18 protein-coding genes are annotated in these 20,499 nt (G+C 60.2%); 9 read left to right on the forward strand and 9 right to left on the reverse strand.

Annotation, left to right across the window (positions count from 1 at the left end; all coding sequences use genetic code 11):
- Positions 1-41 precede the first annotated feature (41 nt).
- Together HMPREF3170_RS07560 and map are read left to right on the forward strand one after the other, a co-directional pair.
- Positions 42-1,865 carry a penicillin-binding transpeptidase domain-containing protein gene (locus HMPREF3170_RS07560; protein ID WP_070478873.1) on the forward strand — a complete coding sequence of 608 codons (1,824 nt, stop codon included), beginning with the start codon at positions 42-44 and terminating at the stop codon, positions 1,863-1,865.
- A gap of 35 nt (positions 1,866-1,900) precedes the next feature.
- Entirely contained in the window at positions 1,901-2,800 is a 900-nt protein-coding gene (gene map, locus HMPREF3170_RS07565) for a type I methionyl aminopeptidase (RefSeq protein WP_070363487.1), read from the forward strand.
- A 131-nt stretch (positions 2,801-2,931) separates the two neighbouring features.
- Here the strand turns inward: map and HMPREF3170_RS07570 are convergent, their stop codons facing one another.
- The 4 genes from HMPREF3170_RS07570 to HMPREF3170_RS07585 form a co-directional block, all read right to left on the reverse strand.
- Entirely contained in the window at positions 2,932-3,378 is a 447-nt protein-coding gene (locus tag HMPREF3170_RS07570) for a hypothetical protein (RefSeq protein ID WP_070478875.1), read from the reverse strand.
- Positions 3,379-3,431: 53 nt separating this feature from the next.
- Positions 3,432-3,824, reverse strand: a complete 393-nt coding sequence (locus tag HMPREF3170_RS07575) for a hypothetical protein (RefSeq protein ID WP_070362292.1) — start codon at positions 3,822-3,824, stop codon at positions 3,432-3,434.
- Positions 3,825-4,168: 344 nt separating this feature from the next.
- Positions 4,169-5,581: a mycothione reductase gene (mtr, locus tag HMPREF3170_RS07580; protein ID WP_070478877.1), complete on the reverse strand. Its 1,413-nt coding sequence runs from the start codon at positions 5,579-5,581 to the stop codon at positions 4,169-4,171.
- A 3-nt stretch (positions 5,582-5,584) separates the two neighbouring features.
- Entirely contained in the window at positions 5,585-6,589 is a 1,005-nt protein-coding gene (locus HMPREF3170_RS07585) for an alpha/beta hydrolase (RefSeq protein ID WP_070362294.1), read from the reverse strand.
- Positions 6,590-6,847: 258 nt separating this feature from the next.
- On the opposite strand from HMPREF3170_RS07585, the gene mqo reads away from it, so the two are divergent.
- Complete coding sequence (gene mqo / locus HMPREF3170_RS07590) at positions 6,848-8,344, forward strand: malate dehydrogenase (quinone) (protein WP_070478879.1); 1,497 nt, start codon at positions 6,848-6,850, stop codon at positions 8,342-8,344.
- Between the two features lie 57 nt (positions 8,345-8,401).
- Here the strand turns inward: mqo and HMPREF3170_RS07595 are convergent, their stop codons facing one another.
- Positions 8,402-9,610, reverse strand: a complete 1,209-nt coding sequence (locus HMPREF3170_RS07595; protein WP_070478881.1) for a protein adenylyltransferase SelO family protein — start codon at positions 9,608-9,610, stop codon at positions 8,402-8,404.
- An 87-nt stretch (positions 9,611-9,697) separates the two neighbouring features.
- Between HMPREF3170_RS07595 and HMPREF3170_RS07600 the strand changes: the two genes are divergently transcribed.
- Positions 9,698-10,666 (forward strand): class I SAM-dependent methyltransferase, encoded by a 969-nt coding sequence (locus HMPREF3170_RS07600; RefSeq protein ID WP_070478883.1) that lies wholly within the window; start codon positions 9,698-9,700, stop codon positions 10,664-10,666.
- Here the strand turns inward: HMPREF3170_RS07600 and HMPREF3170_RS07605 are convergent.
- From HMPREF3170_RS07605 to HMPREF3170_RS07615, 3 genes are read right to left on the reverse strand one after another with little or no spacing between them, the layout of a single operon-like run.
- Positions 10,641-11,330, reverse strand: coding sequence for a thermonuclease family protein (locus HMPREF3170_RS07605; RefSeq protein ID WP_070478884.1), 690 nt, complete (start codon positions 11,328-11,330; stop codon positions 10,641-10,643). The two genes, HMPREF3170_RS07600 and HMPREF3170_RS07605, sit on opposite strands and share 26 nt — an antisense overlap.
- On the reverse strand, positions 11,327-12,052 hold the full coding sequence (locus HMPREF3170_RS07610) for a DUF1648 domain-containing protein (protein WP_070478886.1): 726 nt from the start codon (positions 12,050-12,052) through the stop codon (positions 11,327-11,329). Before HMPREF3170_RS07610 ends, HMPREF3170_RS07605 begins: the two co-directional genes overlap by 4 nt.
- Positions 12,053-12,775, reverse strand: a complete 723-nt coding sequence (locus HMPREF3170_RS07615; protein ID WP_070478888.1) for a YaaA family protein — start codon at positions 12,773-12,775, stop codon at positions 12,053-12,055.
- A 30-nt stretch (positions 12,776-12,805) separates the two neighbouring features.
- Between HMPREF3170_RS07615 and HMPREF3170_RS07620 the strand changes: the two genes are divergently transcribed.
- Entirely contained in the window at positions 12,806-14,587 is a 1,782-nt protein-coding gene (locus tag HMPREF3170_RS07620; RefSeq protein ID WP_070478889.1) for a proline--tRNA ligase, read from the forward strand.
- A gap of 20 nt (positions 14,588-14,607) precedes the next feature.
- On the opposite strand, the gene HMPREF3170_RS07625 is transcribed toward HMPREF3170_RS07620, so the two are convergent.
- A complete protein-coding gene (locus tag HMPREF3170_RS07625) occupies positions 14,608-15,423 on the reverse strand; it encodes a DUF4439 domain-containing protein (protein WP_070478891.1) in 816 nt (271 codons plus the stop codon).
- A gap of 42 nt (positions 15,424-15,465) precedes the next feature.
- Here HMPREF3170_RS07625 and rimP point away from each other — a divergent pair, with 42 nt between their 5' ends.
- From rimP to infB, 4 genes are all read left to right on the forward strand, one after another.
- Positions 15,466-16,017 (forward strand): ribosome maturation factor RimP, encoded by a 552-nt coding sequence (gene rimP, locus HMPREF3170_RS07630; protein WP_070478892.1) that lies wholly within the window; start codon positions 15,466-15,468, stop codon positions 16,015-16,017.
- 19 nt (positions 16,018-16,036) lie between these two features.
- Positions 16,037-17,041, forward strand: coding sequence for a transcription termination factor NusA (nusA, locus tag HMPREF3170_RS07635; RefSeq protein ID WP_070478894.1), 1,005 nt, complete (start codon positions 16,037-16,039; stop codon positions 17,039-17,041).
- A 155-nt stretch (positions 17,042-17,196) separates the two neighbouring features.
- Positions 17,197-17,511 carry a YlxR family protein gene (locus HMPREF3170_RS11350; RefSeq protein WP_071572529.1) on the forward strand — a complete coding sequence of 105 codons (315 nt, stop codon included), beginning with the start codon at positions 17,197-17,199 and terminating at the stop codon, positions 17,509-17,511.
- A 106-nt stretch (positions 17,512-17,617) separates the two neighbouring features.
- On the forward strand, positions 17,618-20,377 hold the full coding sequence (infB, locus tag HMPREF3170_RS07640) for a translation initiation factor IF-2 (RefSeq protein WP_070478896.1): 2,760 nt from the start codon (positions 17,618-17,620) through the stop codon (positions 20,375-20,377).
- Positions 20,378-20,499 lie beyond the last annotated feature (122 nt).

Below are 20,499 nucleotides of genomic sequence, written 5' to 3' on the forward strand. Positions count from 1 at the left end.
GCGGAGGCGACGTTTCGCTGTGGTCTTGGTACTTTAGGTCCATGCAACGTCTCCTCGCTTTGCTCCTAAGCGTAGTTTTTACGGGCGCGCTGGCCACTGCCTGCACACCGCGCCCGAATGATGTTGAGCCCGTCGCTCGTGAGTTTCTTGACGCCCTCGTGAGTCTTGACGGGTCTAATTTTCAAGATCTTGTCGACGTCCCCTCCGACGCCAACGCATCATTCCAAGAAACGGTCGAAGGGCTCCAAGCTGAGGCGCTGGAGGCGACGATCAACGACGTTAACCAGAGTGACAACCTAGCTACCGTCTCGTACCACTTGAAGTGGGGCCTGCCGAAAGAACGCACGGTCGAGTATGACTCGCACATGACGCTGACCCAGATTGGCGAGAAGTGGACCGTTCGTTGGCAGCCCAGCATTTTGCACCCACGTCTTGGCGCGCAGCAACATCTGGAACTGCGCCCTGTGGCCGCATCCAAGGCGAGCGTTGTCTCCTCCGATGGGGTAGAACTCTTGCGGCCTGGTACTGCGTTCCGCATTCTGGTTGAGAAGCATGCTGTGCGTGACATTCCGGACACCGCACGCCGTATTTCGTCCTTCCTCCAGGATGCCCGTGGAAAATCTCCTGCCGTGGCAGACATTCCGGCCGACGAGCTCGAACAGAACCTCGCCCAGGCCCAGGGAACGTATTCGGTTGCGATGGTGCCTGCGGAGTTCGGTGACGCCGCTAAGGCGGCGTTTAGCTCCGTGCCTGGAGTGCGCATCAACGAGGAAGCGGCCATGGTCAACATCGAACCTGATTTTGCGCCGGATATGCTTGCCCGCGTTGGTGAGTTGGTTCGCGAGGACCTCATCGGTGACGACGGCTGGAGCGTGAGCGTTGTCAACGAGCACGGCGCCGTGTTGGAAGATGTTGAGCGACACGCACCTGCACCCGCTCCAGCTATTGAGGTAAGCCTTGACCACAGCGTGCAATTGGCAGCTGAACGAGCGTTGGAGTCCTACGCGGGGCGGCAGGCAATGATTGTTGCTATCCGCCCGTCGGATGGTGCGGTGCTTGCCGTTGCGCAGACTCGTGACGCTGACCGTGAAGGCAATCTTGCCACGATGGGCCAGTACCCACCGGGATCGACGTTTAAGATCATCACGGCGGCGGCCGGTCTTGAGCGACAGGCCCTTACACCAGGTAGCACGGTGCCGTGCCCGGGGACCATGAACCTGTATGGCAGGACCGTCACGAACTACGCCGGATTCTCTCTGGGCAACGTCTCATTACAGTCGGCCTTTGCACACTCGTGCAACACGACATTCGCCGATATTTCGACGAAGCTCGCCCCAGGTGAGCTCCGAGATATAGGCAAGCAGTTCGGGCTTGGGCTCGATATGAAGATTCCAGGCCTGGAGACGATCACCGGCTCCATCCCGGTAGGCGAGGAGCCACTCGACCGAACAGAGGCCGGGTACGGGCAGGGCCATGACCTTGCGAGCCCGTTCGGGATGGCACTCGTGGCTGCGTCTGCGGCGAATGGCTCAATGCCGATCCCCTACCTGATTAAGGGAGCGGAGACTGAGCTGAGCGAGTCTGCGCCGCGTATGCCGGATGAGGCATGGCACCAGCTCCAGGAAATGATGGCGGCGGTGACCGCCCCGGGTGGTACCGCGGCGGGAATGACCGCCGGTGGTGATATCCGCGGCAAAACCGGTGAGGCCGAAATCAACCAGGGGTCGCATTCGTGGTTCACCGGCTACCGTGTCGACGATGACATAGCATTCGCTGCTTTGGTCGTGCTTGGCGGTGGATCGGAGGCTGCAGTCGCGTTGACGAATTCGATGCTGGTGAATCTTGACCAGTCGCGCGGGGGTTAGTTCGACCTCAGTAGGCAGGTACTACTATGGGGCGCATGAGCAAACGAGGAAAACTAAAGCAAGAAGCGTCCACTCCAATCCGGAAGGTTCCGAAGGACATTGAACGTCCCGAGTACGCCTGGAAGGACGATGTACAGGAGAACATCGGCGAGCCGTACGTGCAGGACGCCGCGACGATTGAGAAGATGCGCGAGAGCTCCAAGATCGCCGCGAATGCACTGGCGGTTGCGGGTGCAGCAGTAAAGCCTGGCGTGACGACGGATGAGATCGACCGCGTCGCCCACGAGTACATGCTTGACCACGGTGCGTACCCGTCCACCCTCGGGTACCGTGGCTTCCCGAAGTCGTGCTGCGTGTCTTTGAACGAGATCGTGTGCCATGGCATCCCGGATACTACCGTGATTGAGGACGGTGACATCGTCAACATTGACGTCACCGCGTATAAGAATGGTGTCCACGGCGATACGAATGCGACGTTCCTCGCCGGCGATGTCTCCCAGGAGCATAAGGATCTGGTCCAGCGCACGTACGAGGCGATGATGCGTGGTATCAAGGTGGCGAAGCCTGGCCGTGAGATCAACGTGATCGGCAGGGTGATCGAGTCCTATGCGAAGCGCTTCGGCTACAACGTGGTAACCGACTTCACTGGCCATGGTGTTGGCCCAACGTTCCACAATGGACTCGTGGTGCTCCACTACGACTCCGATGCCTACCGGGACATCCTGGAGCCAGGCATGACGCTGACTATCGAACCGATGATCAATCTCGGCGCGCTGCCGTACGATATTTGGGATAACGGCTGGACGGTGCAAAACCGCGACGGCAAGTTCACGGCCCAGTTCGAGCACACCTTGGTAATTACCGAGGACGGCAACGAGATCCTTACCATCCCGGACAAGGACGTTGCGGAGGGACAGTTGATGTTGGGAGCGTAAACAGCTCCTAAAGGCGCTGAATCGCTGTTGGTGTTTGTCCTAAGACGCCAGCAGCGATTGTTTTTACCGAAAAGAAAACTGCCCTGCCGCGTGTTGCGACAGGGCAGAACCCGTTTCCTGAGAAGCAGATCTTAGAGCTTGATCAGGCCGTTGTAGGAAGCGAAGTTGAAGCCAGCGATGATCAGGCCAACGAGTGCACCGATGCCGGCGATGACGGTGCCGTCAATCCAAGCGCGTGCCCACTGAGGGACAGCCGCAGCGTCAGTCTCTTTACCGAACGCATCGGTGACGTAGAAAGGCTTGTCGGTGTCATCGTAGTAGTGGGAGGAACCAGCGCCAGAGAACAGGCCCTTGGTGCCCTCGGAGATGACCTTGCCGGCTTCCTTGTCGCCTTCCTGCTTGCCCGTGAAGATTACCTGGCGGTCAGCCTTAGGCTTAGGCGTCTCGGTGGCGGTTGGGACGGTCTCTGGCTTTGCAGGAGTATCGGTCTTCTCTGCTGCGGAAGCGGTGGCAATGCCGCCAAGAGCGACAGTCAGTGCGGTTGCGGAAGCAACAGCTGCGGTGCGGAAGTTACGCATTGAGTTTCCTTCTTTCGAAATTTATTGATTCAGTTGCGGAAATCCGCGATTACTTACTTGGCTGCTGGCAGACCGTGAACAACGAAGTTGTATGCAGGTCCAACGATCAGGCCGACTGCTGCAGCGACGGAGGTGAACACGGTGAGGACGTAGCCCAGCTGTGCCCACTTTGGCTGCCCTTTAAAGTTATCCTTGGAGGAGCCGAAGATCTCGCGACCGTCTGCAGGGTTTGCCTGGACCTTGCCGTCCTTTTTCTCCCAGGCTTCAAGGCTGTGGCCGATCTTGGTGGAGGAGCCGCCCAGACCCTTGGAATCTTCAATCACCTTCGGGGCGTGGGTGGTGGTCGGAGCTGGTGTGCTCTCTTCAGCAATAGCGACGGTTGCGGAGCCGAATGCTACAGCGACTGCGGTAGCGCCTGCGAGGGCTGCCTTACGGAAATTACGCATGAAACGAAATCCTTCTCTGATAGTTACTTACAAGACGTCCGGGTGGAAGTTCGGAGAAATCCAGAACCCGTGAAGGCCCTAGGACCGATAGCAAGCCCCATGTGGACTCTGCCCGGTGTCGGTGACCTACTTTAGACCAACGCGACCAAGTTTGCACAAGTTATCCCAAAAAATCCGTGAGAGAACTTTCAGTAAGCCCGCGTATGGCCTGCTGCACCAACAGGGGAATCGTCGCGCGCGTCACATGCGTTACACGTGGTCAAGTCACCTGGGAAAATGCGTGCAGCTATTAGGGGTGCCTTGCCTAGGTTCAATGCCACCCCGTTTTGGGGTGGCGGCAAGTTTTACTCGCCGATAAATGCAAGTTCAAGACCAAGAAGCGCGTTTTCGATGACTTCTGGCAGGGCGGGGTGGATCCAGTATTGCTTACGTACAACTTCTCGAAGGTCCATGTCGAACGCCATGATGGTGATCAGCTGCTGGACGAGCGTGGAGGCTTGTGGACCAATAAGATGGGCACCCAGGAGTCTCCCAGTTTTCTTGTCGGCGACAAGCTTTACGATGCCTGAGGTGTCCTCGAGTGCCCACCCGTAGGCGACGTCGCCGTAGTTCTGTTGTTTCACAGTGACGTCGTAGCCTGCGTCTTGGGCCTCCTTCTCCGTGAGGCCAACTGTGGCGATCTGTGGCTCGGTGAAGACGGCGAATGGGACATGCTCGTGTGGCATGGTGCGGTACTCGGATTCTGGGGCGCCATTCATCGCCGCCAGTAGGTTGTGGCGCACGGCACGCATCTCCGCGTTAGCTACATGCTTGAGTTGGTACGGAGAGGACACGTCACCGAGGGCCCACACGCCAGGGCAGGTGGTGCGCCCGTAACTATCGACGGCCACGCGACCGTCTTTTTCCATATCGATGCCCGATGCCTCGAGCGACATTTGGTCGCCGTTCGGGATACGGCCCATGCCAATCAGGAGGTGCTCGCTGGTGATGGTGGTGCCGTCGTCAAGAGTCAGCGCTATGCCGTCTGCGTTGTGCTGGGCGTCGCGGACGGTGCCGAAGTGGACGTCGAAACGCTTTTGGGCGAGCTCATTGAAGCGCTGCGTGATGTCCTTATCTAAGGTGCGGAGGAATGGTGAGCGGTTCACCACCGTGACCTTGGTGCCGAGGGCATCAAAGACGTGGGCGAACTCCATCGCGATGAAACCGCCGCCAACGATCGTCAGGGACTTGGGGAGCTCCGGCAGGCGCATGATGTCCTCGTTGGTGTGGAAGGGGACTGCCTTTGCCCACTCAGGGATGAAGGGGCGTGATCCGGCGGCAATCACGATCTGGTCAGCGGAGATTGTGCGCGCTTCGTTGCCGATGCCGGTGGAGATTGTCTTTGGGGCGACGAACCGCGCGTGTTGGTCGAAAACGGTGACGTTGGGGCACTCGTCGCCGCGGCGGTAGGCTTCGCCGCCCTCAGCGATCTTGTCGATGCGCTCGGTGAAGACACGGTCGATGATGGATGGCCAATCGACGCCTCGATATTCGAGGTCAACACCGAGCTTCTTGGAAGTGCGGGCCTGGTAGGCGGCGTCGGCGGCGAGGACGTACATCTTTGTAGGAATGCAGCCGACGTTCAGACACGTGCCGCCGAAAGTACCTTCCTCGACGATGGCTACCTTCTTATCGTCGAACTCTGGCGTAAGGATCGAGTTACCGGAACCGGTGCCAATAATAATGAGGTCAAAGTGTTCGTCTACGTGAATGCTCATTGGTTACTCCTTAGGTGTTGTGAGGGTCTGCAGCCACTGGATGGAGGCGCGATAGGCGGCTGTGCGTGAGTACGGCTCAGAGAGGAACACGTCGTGGCGGGCGCCATCGATGGCGACGGTGGTGGTGTCGTCCGCAACGTGGGGTGCCCAGTAGCTGATCTGGTCGACGTCCAAGATGGTGTCCGCGGTATCGGCCGCCGGGGTGTATTCGTTTTTCAAAAAAGAATGCGAGGAATGCAGGACCAGCGTTGGAACACCAGCGTTGACTGTTCCCGAGTGAATCTTTGCCTGCGCCTGAAGTACAGCGCGCATCCAGCCGAAATATTTCCGATGCCCGGAGATCGGTTTCCACTGCTTGTTGAAGGACCATGAACCATGATCCTCGTAGTGGAGAGATTTACCGTAGGCCGTAAGACTTCCGCCGGGGAGCGGGAGCAGTGGGACCACTCGCCCCAAAACATTAATGACTGGTTTGAATGCCGTCGTCAGCGCTTTCGGAAACTGCAGGTCAAGCCAGGGGCTGTTCAGAATGATGCCCGCTATTAGATCGTGGACTTCGGGGTTGTTACGGCGCATCTCATCGGCCCAGAGAGGCGCGATAAGACCACCCGTAGAGTGTGCGAGGAGTACCACCTGGCCGTGTTCCTGGGCTACGTACTGCACCGCTTTCGTGATTTCCGGGAAATAGTGGGACATATCCCGGGTGTAGTGCCAGCGCTCCCCTCGCTGCCGTGAGCGCCCGCAGCGACGAAGGTCGAGTGCATAAAATGGATAACCCTGTTCGTGGAAGTGTTCGGCCACATGATCCTGGAAAAAGTAATCGGACATGCCGTGAATCCACAGTAAGGCTGGTTGTCCAGGTTTTGACGGTGGCGCTGGGCTCATTCGTACGAGTGTCGCTACGACCGGCTGGTGGGTATCAGGGTCTTCCCCGAGGGGGAGCGTAAGTTGTTCGAATCCGTCCCCCAATATGTCTGGTTGCCAGTGGTTGCTCCTAATTTTGGCCATGTAGGAATGGTAACGGACTGGCTAGGAACTTGCTTGGGCTGCGCAAGTAGCCATGTTTACGATTTGGTCTAGGGGGTGGGGGCGGGTGTAGGGGGTGGGGTGGCTGCAAGTATGAAGCAAAAACAAAATGTGGGCATAAGGGGTAACGTAAGGTGGAAACTGTTCAGCCAACAAGCGTATGGTTAGAGAGGTTACGCACCTGCCTGAGGTGTGCGTTGCACTCGTACAACGATATGGATCGAAGAGGGAATATTACTAATGTCTGAGACGGGCAACATCCAGTACGTTGATGAGGTTGACGTACTGCATATCGGCGCCGGAATTATGAGTGCCACGCTGGGAGCAATGATCCGGGAGCTTGAGCCGGAGTGGACTCAAGCAGTGTATGAGCGACTTGAGGGGCCAGCGCAAGAGTCCTCGTACCCGCTCAACAACGCGGGTACCGGGCACTCTGCGCTGTGTGAGTTGAACTACACGCCTGAAAAGAATGGGCAGATTCAGATTACAAAGGCGCTCGCGATTAATGAGAAGTTCCAGATCGCGCGCCAGTTCTGGTCCCATCAGATCGACAATGGCAAGTTGGGGGACCCAAGCGAGTTCATTCACCCAGTCCCGCACGTTTCGTTCGCGCAGGGGCAGGACCAGATCGACTACCTGCGTCGCCGTTACGAGGCCCTGTCTGCGAACCACATGTTCCCGGGTATGCAGTTCTCGGCGAATGAAGAAAAGTTTGCTGAGAAGCTTCCGCTGATGGCGAAGGGCCGCGACTTTGGTGCTGAGCCTGTTGCAATTTCCTGGATGGACGCGGGTACTGACATTAACTACGGTGCGCTGACTCGCCAGTTTTTCGACGCCTCCGAGAAGGCTGGTACCCAGATCCACTACGGGCACGAAGTAGTGAATCTTAAGCGCGAGGGCAAGCTGTGGAATGTCACCGTCCGCAATGTCCACACAGGCGACAAGCATGTCGCGCGTGCACGTTTCGTGTTCGTAGGTGCAGGCGGCTACGCTCTCGACTTGCTGCGTAAGGCAGGCGTGCCGGAGGTGCACGGTTACGCCGGGTTCCCGATTTCCGGCATGTGGCTGCGTACCAACAACCAGGAGCTGGTCGCGCAGCACCAAGCGAAGGTGTACGGCAAGGCAAAGGTGGGCGCGCCCCCAATGTCCGTTCCGCACCTTGACCTCCGCGTTGTTGACGGTGAGCAGTCACTACTGTTTGGCCCGTACGGTGGTTGGAGCCCGAAGTTCTTGAAGAAGGGCTCGTACTTGGACCTGTTTAAGTCGATTCGTCCGGATAACATTCCGTCCTACCTTGGTGTCGCTGCGTCAAACATCGGCTTGGTGAAGTACCTGGTGGAGGAAGTCTTCCGCGATTTTGACGGCAAGATCGACGTGCTGCGTCAGTACTACCCGGAGGTAAACCCTGCCGACTGGGATGTGGCTGTCGCAGGCCAGCGTGTCCAGGTGATTAAGCCTGCACGTGCACCGAAGTTTGGTTCGCTCGAGTTCGGTACCGCGCTGGTCAACGACCAGGACGGCACGATCGCGGGCATCCTGGGTGCGTCGCCGGGTGCGTCGATTACCCCGGCTGCGATGATTGAGCTGCTGGAGCGCTGCTTCGGCGAGCGCATGGTCTCCTGGGGCGACAAGTTGCGCGAGATGTTCCCGACCTACGGCGTATCGCTGCGCGATGACAAGGCGGCGTATGAGAAGCAGTGGGAGTGGACGCAAAAGACGCTTGGTCTGCAGGCGTAGTAGCAGCTTGAAAGTATCGGCCACACGGCTTCCGGTTGTACCGGCGCCGTGTGGCTTTTACGTTCCGCAGAACGTCGTGAATGCGCCGTCAGGTTCCTTCTCGAGCATCCACGGCTCCCCGGCGTCCGGGTCGTATGGGTGGGTGACTGCCTGGAGCAAAGCGGTGAACGGACTGTAGTCGCCAACGTGCTCGACCGCGTCGAGTGCGTCTTGTAGCGCGAAGTTTTTCGGCACATACAACGGACCTGGGCGTCCGTTGACGCCGTGTTTACGGTTGTAGGCGGCGAGGTCGTCGACACCTCCTAATGCATCGAGGCCTTCCGGTCCGAACCAGCGCTTGGTGGCGCCCTCCCAGCGCTCAGGGATAGTGGTAAGGATCTCGTTGGCCCGTGATTCCGGCATCAGCGGTAAGAGTGCTTCCGCAAGACGTACGAGGTTCCACACAATCACGTTTGGCTGGGCTCCGAAGCAGTAGCGCCCATGCCGATCGATGGATGAGAAGCATGAGTGCGGGTCAAACCCTTGGGTGAAAGCGCAGGGCCCGTAGTCGATGGTTTCGCCGCTGAGTGCGGTGTTGTCCGTGTGCATGACGCCGTGCACGAACCCGTATCTCATCCACTGCGCAACCAGTTCGAGCTGCTTGTCGACGACCACCTCCAGCAGCCTTTCCGCGGAATCGAATCCTGCGGCGTGCACGACGGCTTCCAAGAGCTCATGGGACTGGGTCGCGGCGTACTGCACCGAGCCAACGCGTAGGTGGGAGCGCGCGACGCGGACCACAATGCCCGCTGGAACGGGGCCACTGCTGCGCATGACTGTCTCACCAGTGCTGATAACGGCGAGGGCGCGTGTGGTCGGAACTCCGATTGCGTGCATATGTTCCGAGACCAGGTACTCGCGCAGCATTGCGGTCAGTGGGCCTTGCCCGTCGGAGCCCGGGCGGGAGAAAGGGGTGCGCCCGCTTCCCTTGAGCTGGATCTCGTACCCGTTGCGGTCGCCGAGGAGGGTTGCGCGGCCGTCGCCAAGCAGGGGCACGAACGCGCCGAATTGGTGGCCTGCGTAGGCGGTTGCAACGCCGCCCGTCGCACCTGTCATCCAGGCGATGCCCTCATCGCTTCGGAGCCACTCCGTGTCGAGGTCGAGCTCGGACGCGACTGACTCGTTGAGGTAGCTCACCTGGGCGTTGGGGAAGTGCGTGGGCGCCACCGTGCCGACCATGCCTGGGAGTGTTTCCGCAAAGTGTTGGTGGAGCTCGGGGTAATGCATGCCAACAGCCTAAACTGTCTGGGCAAGGAGCAAAAGGAGAGAACATGCAGCAGTACCTGGTGTTGACGCAGTGGGAGGTAAGTGGCTGTGCGCGCGCTTGACCGGCTGATCTGGGAGCAGGCGAGTGAACTCGAGGGGTTCGAGTCAGCCGACATGCTCATCGTGTGCAACGACCCGACCGGGGCGCTTGTGCGTGCCGGAGTGGAAAGCGGGAAGCGCGTCATCGTCGCGGACACGGACTACTCCCGCTGCCAGCAAGCAGCAGCGTTGGGCGCAGCGGTCGTCGGTGATCAGCGCCTCGATGAGTACCTGGCGGGGTTGTCCGGTTCGTGCGTTGCGTTGGGAGAGATGCCGAAGTCGCTCGCGCGCCTTGACTACCTCGCGCGCAGTATCGCGGGTGCAGGGTTTACGCAGGCGGACGTCGTGTTGGGGGCGAACAACAAGCACCTGAGCCGCACCATGAATAGTGTGCTGGCGCAGTCCTTCGTTGAGGTGCACGCCACGCGGGGGAGAGGTAAATTCCGCTGCCTCGCGGCGCGTGGCCCAAAGCCTGTGTCCTACACGCTGGTAGAAGAAAACGGGTTCGTTGCCATCGGAGGCGTCTTCGCGGGGGCGCGGGCGGACTACGGCGGGCAGCTGCTGCGGTCGTGTCTTCCGGACGCCCCCGGCGCGCTATTGGACCTCGGTTGCGGCAATGGGGCTGTTTCAAAGGGGCTTGAGGGGGAGGTGTGTGCCACGGATGCTGATGCGGACGCGGTGCTTTCCGCCCGCGCGATCGGTATTGACGCGACCTGGGATGATGCCGGAAGCAAGTTTGCCGACGCCTCCTTCGACACCGTGGCGCTCAACCCTCCATTTCACGCGGGCACGACCGTGGACACGACGCTGGTGGAGCATCTGCTGAACGCATCGCATCGCCTGTTGAAACCGGGCGGTCAGCTCTTCATAGTGTTCACCTCGCACCTGCCGTACCGTGCCCAGGTCGCGAAGCGTTTTGCACAGGTGGAGCAGGTGGCGAGGAACTCGAAGTTTACGGTTTTGACAGCTCGTCGATAAGGCGTTGCTGTTCGTCGAGGTACTCCATGGCGGGCTCGCGGAACGTGAAGTTTCGCGTGCGCTTCACGCTGTCGCGCAGTGCGTCGACGTAGTGCTGGCAGCGGCCGGCAAGCCCGCGATCACCTGGGGAGCGTTCGAGCTCCTCGATGCCGGTGGTGAGCATTTCTAACGTCACTTGTTGCGTTGGTTCTGTGAACCAGCACTCGGGCCCCAGCCCGTAGATGCCGAGGGAATCGCGCACCGCAGGTGCGGCCTCTGCCTCGAGGCGCTGCGTGAACTTCGTGTTCGGCGCGTACTCGACGACGCGGGCAAGCCCCTCGGACACCATCACGGCGTTGACGAATTGGCCGTCGCGAAACACACCTGCAAGCGTGCGCCCGTAGCGGTCGGTGCGCTCCTGGTCGTATTCGAGGCGTACGCCCGTGCCTTCGGGGAGGAGTTCCTCGAGTCGCCGGGTTGCGTCGTCAGCTAAACACTCGCCGCGCTCCGGAGTGTCAATCCCGAGCAGGCGAACGCGCTCTTGCCCAGCGGGGCCGTCGACAACGATTGTGTCGCCATCGACGACGCTCGCTACGCGTACTTCCGGGGCATCGACTTGCTGCCAGACCCAGCTGCCGACAGCGAGCAGCACAATCGCAGCGAGGAGCCCAAACACCTTTTTCATAGCATGGCCACCAGCACGGTGAAGAGCGTGTACACCACGATCGAAACCACCATCCGCATTAAATACCGTTTGCCCAGCCGCTGCCCGCGGTTGATGATGATGCGAGTCGGGCGAGACGAAATCGATATTGCGGCCATCGGATCGTTCGGGTCGTTGTACATACCCACGAGAAACTCGTCATCAGCGCGGGCCATCTCCTCCGCATCGGGTTCGATCTTCTTCGAGGACGTCAGCCGCACCATCAAGACGAGGCTTCCCGCGACAACCAGGATGGTGAACGCCACCCAAATAGCGGGGGCAAGCCACTGCATGTGGGCAAACGCTGGAAGGCGCGTCGTGGCGTCGCTGACCAGAAACGCGACAGCAATCGCCACCGCGAACCACCCCATGAAGCGCCAGGTAATGTGCACAAGCTGTTCCACTCGCTGCGCAACACTCACGGAGTACGGCACGGAGGCGCTTCCAGGAACCGGCTGCGGCTGTGCGAGCTCACGTGGGGGAAGGCATGCAAACATCAACAGGGCAGTCGCCACCGAAACCAGCGGCATCATCAGCACGTGCAGCATCGTCTTCGGCTCCCAACTATCCGCCTGGCCCGACGCGTCAAAATGCGTCGCAACAGGGTCAGGAATACTGTCCCAGTACAGCAGCAACAGCGCCACGTGCGCCAGCAGCACAATGACAGCAACACCCCACGGCTTCCAGTTCACCGGCGCACCCATCTACGTTTCCTCCACCACAAGCGTCAGCACCAAACCATTAACCTCGACAGCATAACCCGCGGCCTCGGCAACCTCGGCGACCTCACGTATCGACGCCACCTCCGGCCCGCACGCCAGCGCCCTGGCCAGCAGCCCCTTGTAGTGCTTATTAAAGTGGCTGACCACCTTGCGCGACCCATCTGGGGCAACGGACTCCACCCGTACCGTCACCGCGCCATCGACAGGCCCAAGCTTCTCGTACGCGCCAGAGCGCATATCCACCACGAACGGCTCCTTCGAAAGCGCCTCCGAAACCGCTGACCCCCAACGCGCCCGCATCGTCGGCAGCGACCCATCCGCAGCAGGCACCTTCGACGAGGCAGAGACCCGGTAGCGCGGAATCATGTCATCAGCACGCACAACACCAAACAGCGCCGAGCCAACCGCCAAACGGCGAATCGCATCATCCGGCAACGTCTCAGGAACCAGCGCGTCATACAGCACCCCCGTATAGCGATAAATCGCAGGCATCACCGGGCCAGTGCGCAGCGACTGATTCTCCACCGCCTCCTCCCGCTTCGTCTTCGGGATCTTGAGCAGCCCCATCATCTCGTCTACGTCCATTGCGGAGAGGTCGTCGAAAAGTGAAGCACGCACCGAATCAAGGGCAGGGAAGGAGACAGACATGGCGTCGCGCTCGCCGCCGGGCGCCTTCGTCTCGGAAGGAGGGAGCAGGATCAACATGCAACTCACCCTAGCGCTAAGATATGCCCCATGATTACACGCCTGTCAGAGCTATTCCTGCGCACACTGCGCGAGGACCCCGCCGATGCCGAAGTCCCTAGCCACAAACTGCTCGTCCGAGCAGGCTACGTCCGTCGCGCCGCGCCGGGCGTCTACAGCTGGCTGCCCCTCGGGCTTCGCACGCTGCGCAAGATCGAGGGCATCGTCCGTGAAGAAATGAACAGCATGGGCGCACAAGAGCTGTTGTTCCCGGCGCTTCTTCCACGCGAACCATACGAGCTGACCAATCGCTGGACCGAATACGGCGACGACCTCTTCCGCTTGCAGGATCGCAAGGGCGCCGACATGCTGCTTGGCCCAACCCACGAAGAGATGTTCACTGCAGCAGTTAAGGACATGTACTCCTCCTACAAGGACTTCCCGGTCACGCTCTACCAAATCCAGACCAAGTACCGCGACGAAGCACGCCCACGCGCCGGGATTCTCCGCGGCCGCGAGTTCGTGATGAAGGACTCCTACTCCTTCGACATGTCGGACGAAGGCTTGGACAACTCGTACGCCAAGCATCGCGAGACCTACCAGCGCATCTTTAACCGCGTTGGCATCCGCTACGAGATCTGCAAGGCAACCTCCGGAGCGATGGGTGGCTCCGCATCCGAGGAGTTCCTTGCGTACTCCGAGAACGGCGAGGACACCTTTGCTGTGTCGACCGCGGGAGATTACGCCGCCAACGTTGAGGCAGTGACCACGGTTGCACCTGAACCACGCCCGATTGAAGGGCTGCCGGAGGCCGTCGAGCACGACACCCCAGCTTCCGAGACCATCGCGGCACTCGTGGAATGGGCGCAAGAAGCAGGAGTGCTTATCGACGGCCGCCCTGCCGAAGCCTCCGACACCCTGAAGTGCATGATGATCAAGGTCGACGACCCACGCGTGCTCGACGACAACGGGAAGCCGGTCGGCCCGCAGCTCGTCGGCGTTGTGATCCCGGGCGATCGCGAGCTCGACGAAAAGCGCCTGGAAGCTTCCCTGGAACCAGCGACGTTTGAGCTGGCCAGCGACGAGGACTTCACCAAGAGCGACTTCCTGGTGAAGGGCTACGTCGGGCCACGCGCACTGCAAGCCAACGGTGTACGCGTCCTCGCGGACCCGCGCGTGGTGGAAGGTTCCGCGTGGATCACCGGTGCAGACGCTCCTCAGAAGCACGTCGTCGGCCTCGTTGCCGGCCGCGACTTCACCGTTGACGGGTTCATCGAAGCCGCCGAGATCAAGGAAGGCGACCCCTCACCGTCCGGCAACGGCACAGTGAAGCTTGCCCGTGGCATCGAACTGGGCCATATCTTCCAGCTTGGTCGCAAGTACACCGAGGCAATGGATGTGCAGATCCTGGACGAAAATGGCAAGCGCGCTGTCCCTACCATGGGTTCCTACGGCATCGGCATCTCCCGCATGATGGCCGTCGTCGCGGAGCAGAAGCACGACGAGAAGGGCCTCGTGTGGCCAGTTGCAGTCGCGCCGTACCAGGTACACGTTGCCGTCGCGAACAAGGACAAGGCAGCCATGGAGGCTGGAGACGCTCTCGCACAGGAACTCAGCGACAAGGGCATTGAGGTTCTTTACGACGACCGCCCAAAGGTGTCCCCAGGCGTCAAGTTCAAGGATGCCGAATTGCTCGGCATGCCGTTCGTTGTGATCCTTGGCCGATCGTTCGCCGACGGCATCGTTGAGCTTCGCATCCGCGGCGGCGAGACCCTTGAGGTCCCAGCTGGTGAGGTTGTAGCGAAGCTGCAGCAGCTCATCGCCGAAAGCTAATTCGGCAGTAGCAAGGAGCCTTATGCTTGCTGCGCGTGCGCGGCAAGCATAAGGCTTTGTTGTTTCCACTCGGAAGAGCTGGCCTGGGATACGGTTCCCCTCCAGGTATTGGTGAGCTGGGCGGAGAGGGCGTCGACAAGCGCTTCGGCATCTGCTGCATCATTGAGCGCATCATCGTGGGCGAGTTGATACCCAGCTGCTGCGACTGGAATCGAGTCAGCGTCGCGCAGTGCGGTGCGCAGGAACGCGACGCGCTCATCGGAGGCGTCCTCCAACGCGGCGATACGCGCGTGCAGCGGCGCATCCGCATATGCCTTTGCCAGCCCCAGCCCATAGAGGAACTCGTACTCTGTTTTGAGCGCCGCACTGGCAAGCTCGATATCGCCCTTGTTTTGCAGTGCGGCGACGTCCTCAGCGTCGAGTTCGAGGCCGATTGCCGCGATGATGTCGACGGCCTGCGCCGCAACTAAGTCTCGCGACTGCGCTGGAACCTTCTCCAAAGAAGCTGTCACGGACTGCTCGACGAACTCTTGCAGAGCTGCATCGTCGCTGACACCCACGGCTTCACCAGGACCGGTGGAAAACTCGCAGCTGCGCGGCAACTCCGCGTCAATGTTGCCGCAGAGTCGCGCAACCTCTCCAAAAAGCTCATCCGCCTGCTTGCCACGAAGCTCAGCGAGTGCTGGATCCGAAAGACTGCGCGCATCCGCAGTCGCCTGTTGCGCAAGGCCAAGCACTGCTTTGTCGGGGCGGGGCCCAACAACACCGAGAAGGTCGCACGACGAAAGCGTCAGCGACAACGGCACCGCAAGAACAGCAACCAGCAATTTTTTCACGGGGAAAACGCTAGCACGTTTGCGTCGCGCTATGGTGGGCACATGGCTTTTCCAACTCCCCAAGAACTAGAGACACTCATTGAGCCGCTGGCCCAACGCCACAACATGGACATCGAACACGTCAAGGCAGTGAAGGCTGGCAAGAAATCCCAGATTGTCATCGCGCTTGATGCCGATGCGCGTCCAACGCTGGACGAGCTCGAGGTAGTGTCGAACGAAATCGGGGAGTTCCTCGACGAACAGGAAGAAGTCGGAGCGTTCTCATTCGGTGCTGGTTACACGCTGGAAGTGACCACCCCAGGCGTCGACTTACCGCTCACAGCACCGCGCCACTGGCGTCGTAACCGCGGACGGTTGGTGAAGCTCAACGACACCAACGGCCAGAGTTCTATCTGGCGCATTGGCGCGATGAACTCCGAGGAAACGAAGGTCGCGCTGATCGAGGCAGGGAAGAAGACCCCGGCGGTGCAAATCTTGGGAGTTTCCGAAATGCCGAAATCGGTGGTAGAAATTGAGTTCAACACGCCGCCCGCTGCTGAGCGAGAACTCAGCGAGGCGACGTTTGAAGAAGCAGAAGTAGCAGCAACCCTGTAAGGGATCCGGAGGAAGACAAGTGAATATTGACGTCCAAGTCTTGAAGAACATCGAAGCACAGCAAGGAATTGGGTTCGACGAACTACTCGAGACCATCGCCTCGGCGCTGCTCTTCGCGTACACGGACAACCTGGAGCACCCCCAGGATGAACACCACAAGGCGCGCGTCGACATCGACTCCGAAACCGGTGACGTTGCCGTCATGGTTTCTGAGCTCGACGCTGAGGGCGAAATTATCTCGGAGTACGACGCCACCCCGGTCAACTTTTCTCGAATCGGTGCGAGGGCCGTGCGCGACGCCATCAAGGGCAAGCTATTGGCCGTCGAAGCTGGTCGCGTGTACGAGGAGTACTCCGGCGCTGAAGGTACTGTTGTCTCAGGCATCGTGCAGCGGGACGCGCAAGCGGAAGCACGCGGAATCTCCGTGGTGCAGCTTGGAACCGAAGCCGATCCACAGGATGGCCTGCTCATCCCGGCAGAAAAGATCCCTTCCGAAACGCTCAAGCACGGTGACCGCATTAAGGCGTACGTAGTTGGCGTCAATAAGTCTGACCGTCGTGTGCAGGTAAGCCTGTCGCGCACGCACCCTGAGCTCGTGCGCGGGTTGTTCGCGCTTGAGGTCCCGGAAATTGCAGATGGCACCGTTGAGATCGTGGGCATTGCCCGTGAGGCGGGGCACCGCTCCAAGATCGCTGTACGGGCGACGGTGAAGGGTGTCAACGCGAAAGGCGCTTGCATCGGCCCGCGCGGCTCGCGCGTCTCAAACGTGATGAAGGAGCTCGGCGGGGAAAAGATCGACATCATCGACTGGGCAGAGGATCCGGCTACGTATGTTGGAAACTCACTGGCGCCATCGAAGGTTGTCAAGGTCGAGGTCGTCGACCCAGTGGCGCAAGTAGCGCGCGTTACCGTGCCCGACTACCAGCTGTCACTTGCGATTGGCAAGGAGGGGCAGAACGCACGTCTGGCTGCCCGCCTTACCGGTTGGAAGATCGACATCCACTCCGACGCAGCCGCGGATTAACGACGCCAGATCCTGGCCTCTGTGTCGGGAATTCACACAACGCTTATAAAAACTTGGCAAAGTGGCGTAGGCTGGTCCGTGGCTAATTTTCCCATCGTGGTGTTGGCCACGCGATAGCCGTTCAGCAATGTCGAGTATGTGGAAGAAGGGTGTGGATGACTTCAGCGAGCGAACGCTCAATCCGTCGTCGCACCTGTATAGCCACAGGCCGGAAACTTCCAGATAGGGAATTGCTCCGGGTTGTTGCTGACGGTACTGTTCCAGGTGTTGTTCTTGCAGATCCCACCCGATCATTACCTGGGCGGGGAGCGTGGATAACCCCTACATGGGATGCATTAAAGCTGGCGGAAGAGCGTAGAGCTTTCTCTCGCGCCCTCCGTCTGTCCGCTCCTGCGGACGTAGGTCATGTACACAAGTACCTCGCTGAAAAGGCGAAAGACCCAACAGAAGTAAGGAAGACCGAACACTGATGAGAACGCAACAATGAAGCAGCATCAGCGATGAAAGTCATAATCAACGTCTAGAGGCCGGTCGCCGTTTCCGGTGCCGCCCTCTAGCCCAACTAAGAGGAGACACGTGCCCGGAAAGCTACGCGTACACGAGCTCGCAAAACGACTCGGCGTAACAAGCAAGGAACTACTCGCCACTCTGAAGGAAGAGGGCGAATTCGTAAAGACAGCTTCCTCCACCATTGAGCCTCCCGTCGTCAAGAAGATGACGGCACTGTACGAGCAAAAGAATGGTGGCGGAGAAGAAGCATCCGCGAAGGATAAGGATGCAGCGAAGCCCGCTGGTAAGGCGTCGAAGCCTGCCGCAGCAAAGCCAGCGGCACCGAAGCCAAGTGCTGCAAAACCTGCAGCACCAAAGCCTGGTGCTGCCACACCGGCTGCTCCAAAGCCCGGCGCTGCTAAGCCAGCTGCCCCGAAGCCTGCAGCAGCAAAGCCTGCGGCACCAAAGCCAAGTGCTGCAAAACCTGCAGCACCAAAGCCTGCCGCAGCGAAACCTGCAGCACCAAAGCCGTCGGGTATGCCGCGGCCGATGCCGAAGCCGGGTGGCCGCCCACGGGTAGCCAACAACCCATTTTCTTCCAACACTGGTGGGGCACGACCAGCTCCACGTCCGGGTGGTCGCGGTGCACAGGGTGGCCGTGGTGGTCAGCCTGGTCGCGGTGGCCAAGGTGGCCCACGCCCAGGGCAGAACCAGGGCCAGGGTCGCGGGACTGGCGCGCAGCGTCAAGGTAGCCGTCGTCCGTCCCCAGCAGATATGGCAGCGGCACCATCACCAACGCAAATGCCACGCAAGGCGGCTGGGTCGGACAACCGTGGCGGTCGTGGGCACGGCCGCGGCCGTGGTGGACACGGCCCGGGCGGCCCACAGGGCGGCGGTTTCCGCGGTCGCGGTGGACGTCGTGGCGGAACCGCTGGTGCATTCGGCCGTCCAGGTGGCGCACCAGGGCGTCGTCGTAAGTCGAAGGGTCAGAAGAGGGCCGAGTACGAAGAGATGCACGCACCAAACGTCATCGGTGGCGTACGCCTTCCCGATGGCGGTGGCAAGACTGTGCGTCTGCGTCAGGGCGCGACCTTGGCTGACTTCGCTGACAAGATCGGTACCGAAGCATCGAACCTGGTGCAGGCTCTGTTCAACCTTGGTGAAATGGTAACGGCAACGCAGTCGGTCCCCGAGGAGACGCTGCAGCTACTCGGCGCCGAAATTAACTACGAGGTTAAGATCGTCTCTCCTGAGGACGAGGACCGCGAACTTCTCGAGTCCTTCGACCTCCAGTTCGGTGAGGATGAAGGCACCGAAGAGGACCTTGAACAGCGCCCACCAGTGGTGTCTGTCATGGGTCACGTGGACCACGGTAAGACCCGCTTGCTGGATACAATTCGTCGCGCCAACGTCGGGCGCGGCGAGGCCGGCGGTATTACCCAGGGCATCGGTGCGTACCAGACCACCGTTGAGCTGGAGGGCGTTGAGCGTAAGATCACCTTCCTCGATACCCCAGGTCACGAGGCGTTCACGGCAATGCGTGCCCGCGGTGCGAAGTCGACCGACCTCGCTATCCTCGTTGTCGCTGCTGACGACGGCGTGATGCCACAGACGGTTGAGGCTATCAACCACGCCAAGGCTGCAGACCTGCCTATCGTGGTTGCAGTGAACAAGGTGGATAAGCCGGAGGCTTCGCCGGAGAAGATCCGTGGTCAGCTGACCGAATACGGACTGGTTCCGGAGGAGTACGGCGGTGACACCATGTTCATCGACATCTCCGCGAAGCAGGGCACCGGCATCGATGAACTGCTCGAGGCAGTCTTGCTGACCGCCGACGCAGCTCTCGAGCTGCAGGCGAACCCGGACATGGATGCACAGGGCGTGGCTATCGAGTCGCACCTCGACCGTGGCCGTGGCCCAGTCTCCACCGTTATCGTGCAGCGCGGTACGTTGCGCGTCGGCGACTCCATCGTTGTGGGCGGCAACTTCGGCCGTGTCCGCCGAATGGTCGACGAGTGGGGCAACGACGTTGAAGAGGCTGGCCCGTCCCGCCCGGTACAGGTACAAGGCCTCAATGGCGTTCCTGGTCCAGGCGACAACCTCCTGGTAGTCGAGGACGACCGTGTTGCCCGCCAGATCGCTGCGCAGCGCGACGCCCGTCATCGCGCTGCTATGCAGGCGCGCAACAAGAAGCGCGTCTCTCTGGAGAACCTGGATCAGGCGCTCAAGGAGACCAGCCAGCTCAACCTCATCCTCAAGGGCGACAACGCCGGTTCGGTGGAAGCTCTGGAGGAGGCGCTGCTCAAGATCGAGGTCGACGACGAAGTCGAGGTAAACATCATCGACCGTGGCGTCGGTGCTGTTACCCAGACCAACGTCGTGCTCGCGGCCGCTTCCGACGCTGTCATCGTGGCATTCAATGTCCGTGCTGAGGGCAAGGCTACGGAAGAAGCCAACAACGAGGGCGTCGAGATCCGTTACTACTCGGTGATCTACAAGGCGATCGAGGAAGTCGAGGCAGCCCTGAAGGGCATGCTGAAGCCGATCTACGAAGAGAAGGACCTGGGCAAGGCCGAGATCCGTCAGATCTTCAAGGCATCTTCTGTCGGCCTCATCGCAGGCTGCATGGTTACCGAAGGCAAGGTCAAGCGTGGAGCGAAGATTCGCCTCGTGCGCGACGGCAACGTTGTTACCTCGGACGCGACCATCGACTCGCTGCGACGCGAGAAGGACGACGCAACAGAGGTTGCAAAGGGCTACGAGTGCGGCATGGTGCTGTCCTACCCGGACATCCAGGTCGACGACATCATCGAGGCATACGAGATGGTGGAAGTCCCCCGCGACTAGTCGGTAGAGAGAAAACGGCCCTGCTCTTTCGCAAACGCGAAGTGAGCAGGGCCGTTTCTTTTCTTGAAGTAGTGGGCTGCGTCGTAGCAGGGTAGACTGTTCGGAGGTTTAGTGCCAATGAA

The sequence above is a fragment of the Corynebacterium sp. HMSC08D02 genome (assembly GCF_001807505.1).
Classification (GTDB): Bacteria; Actinomycetota; Actinomycetes; order Mycobacteriales; family Mycobacteriaceae; genus Corynebacterium; species Corynebacterium pseudogenitalium.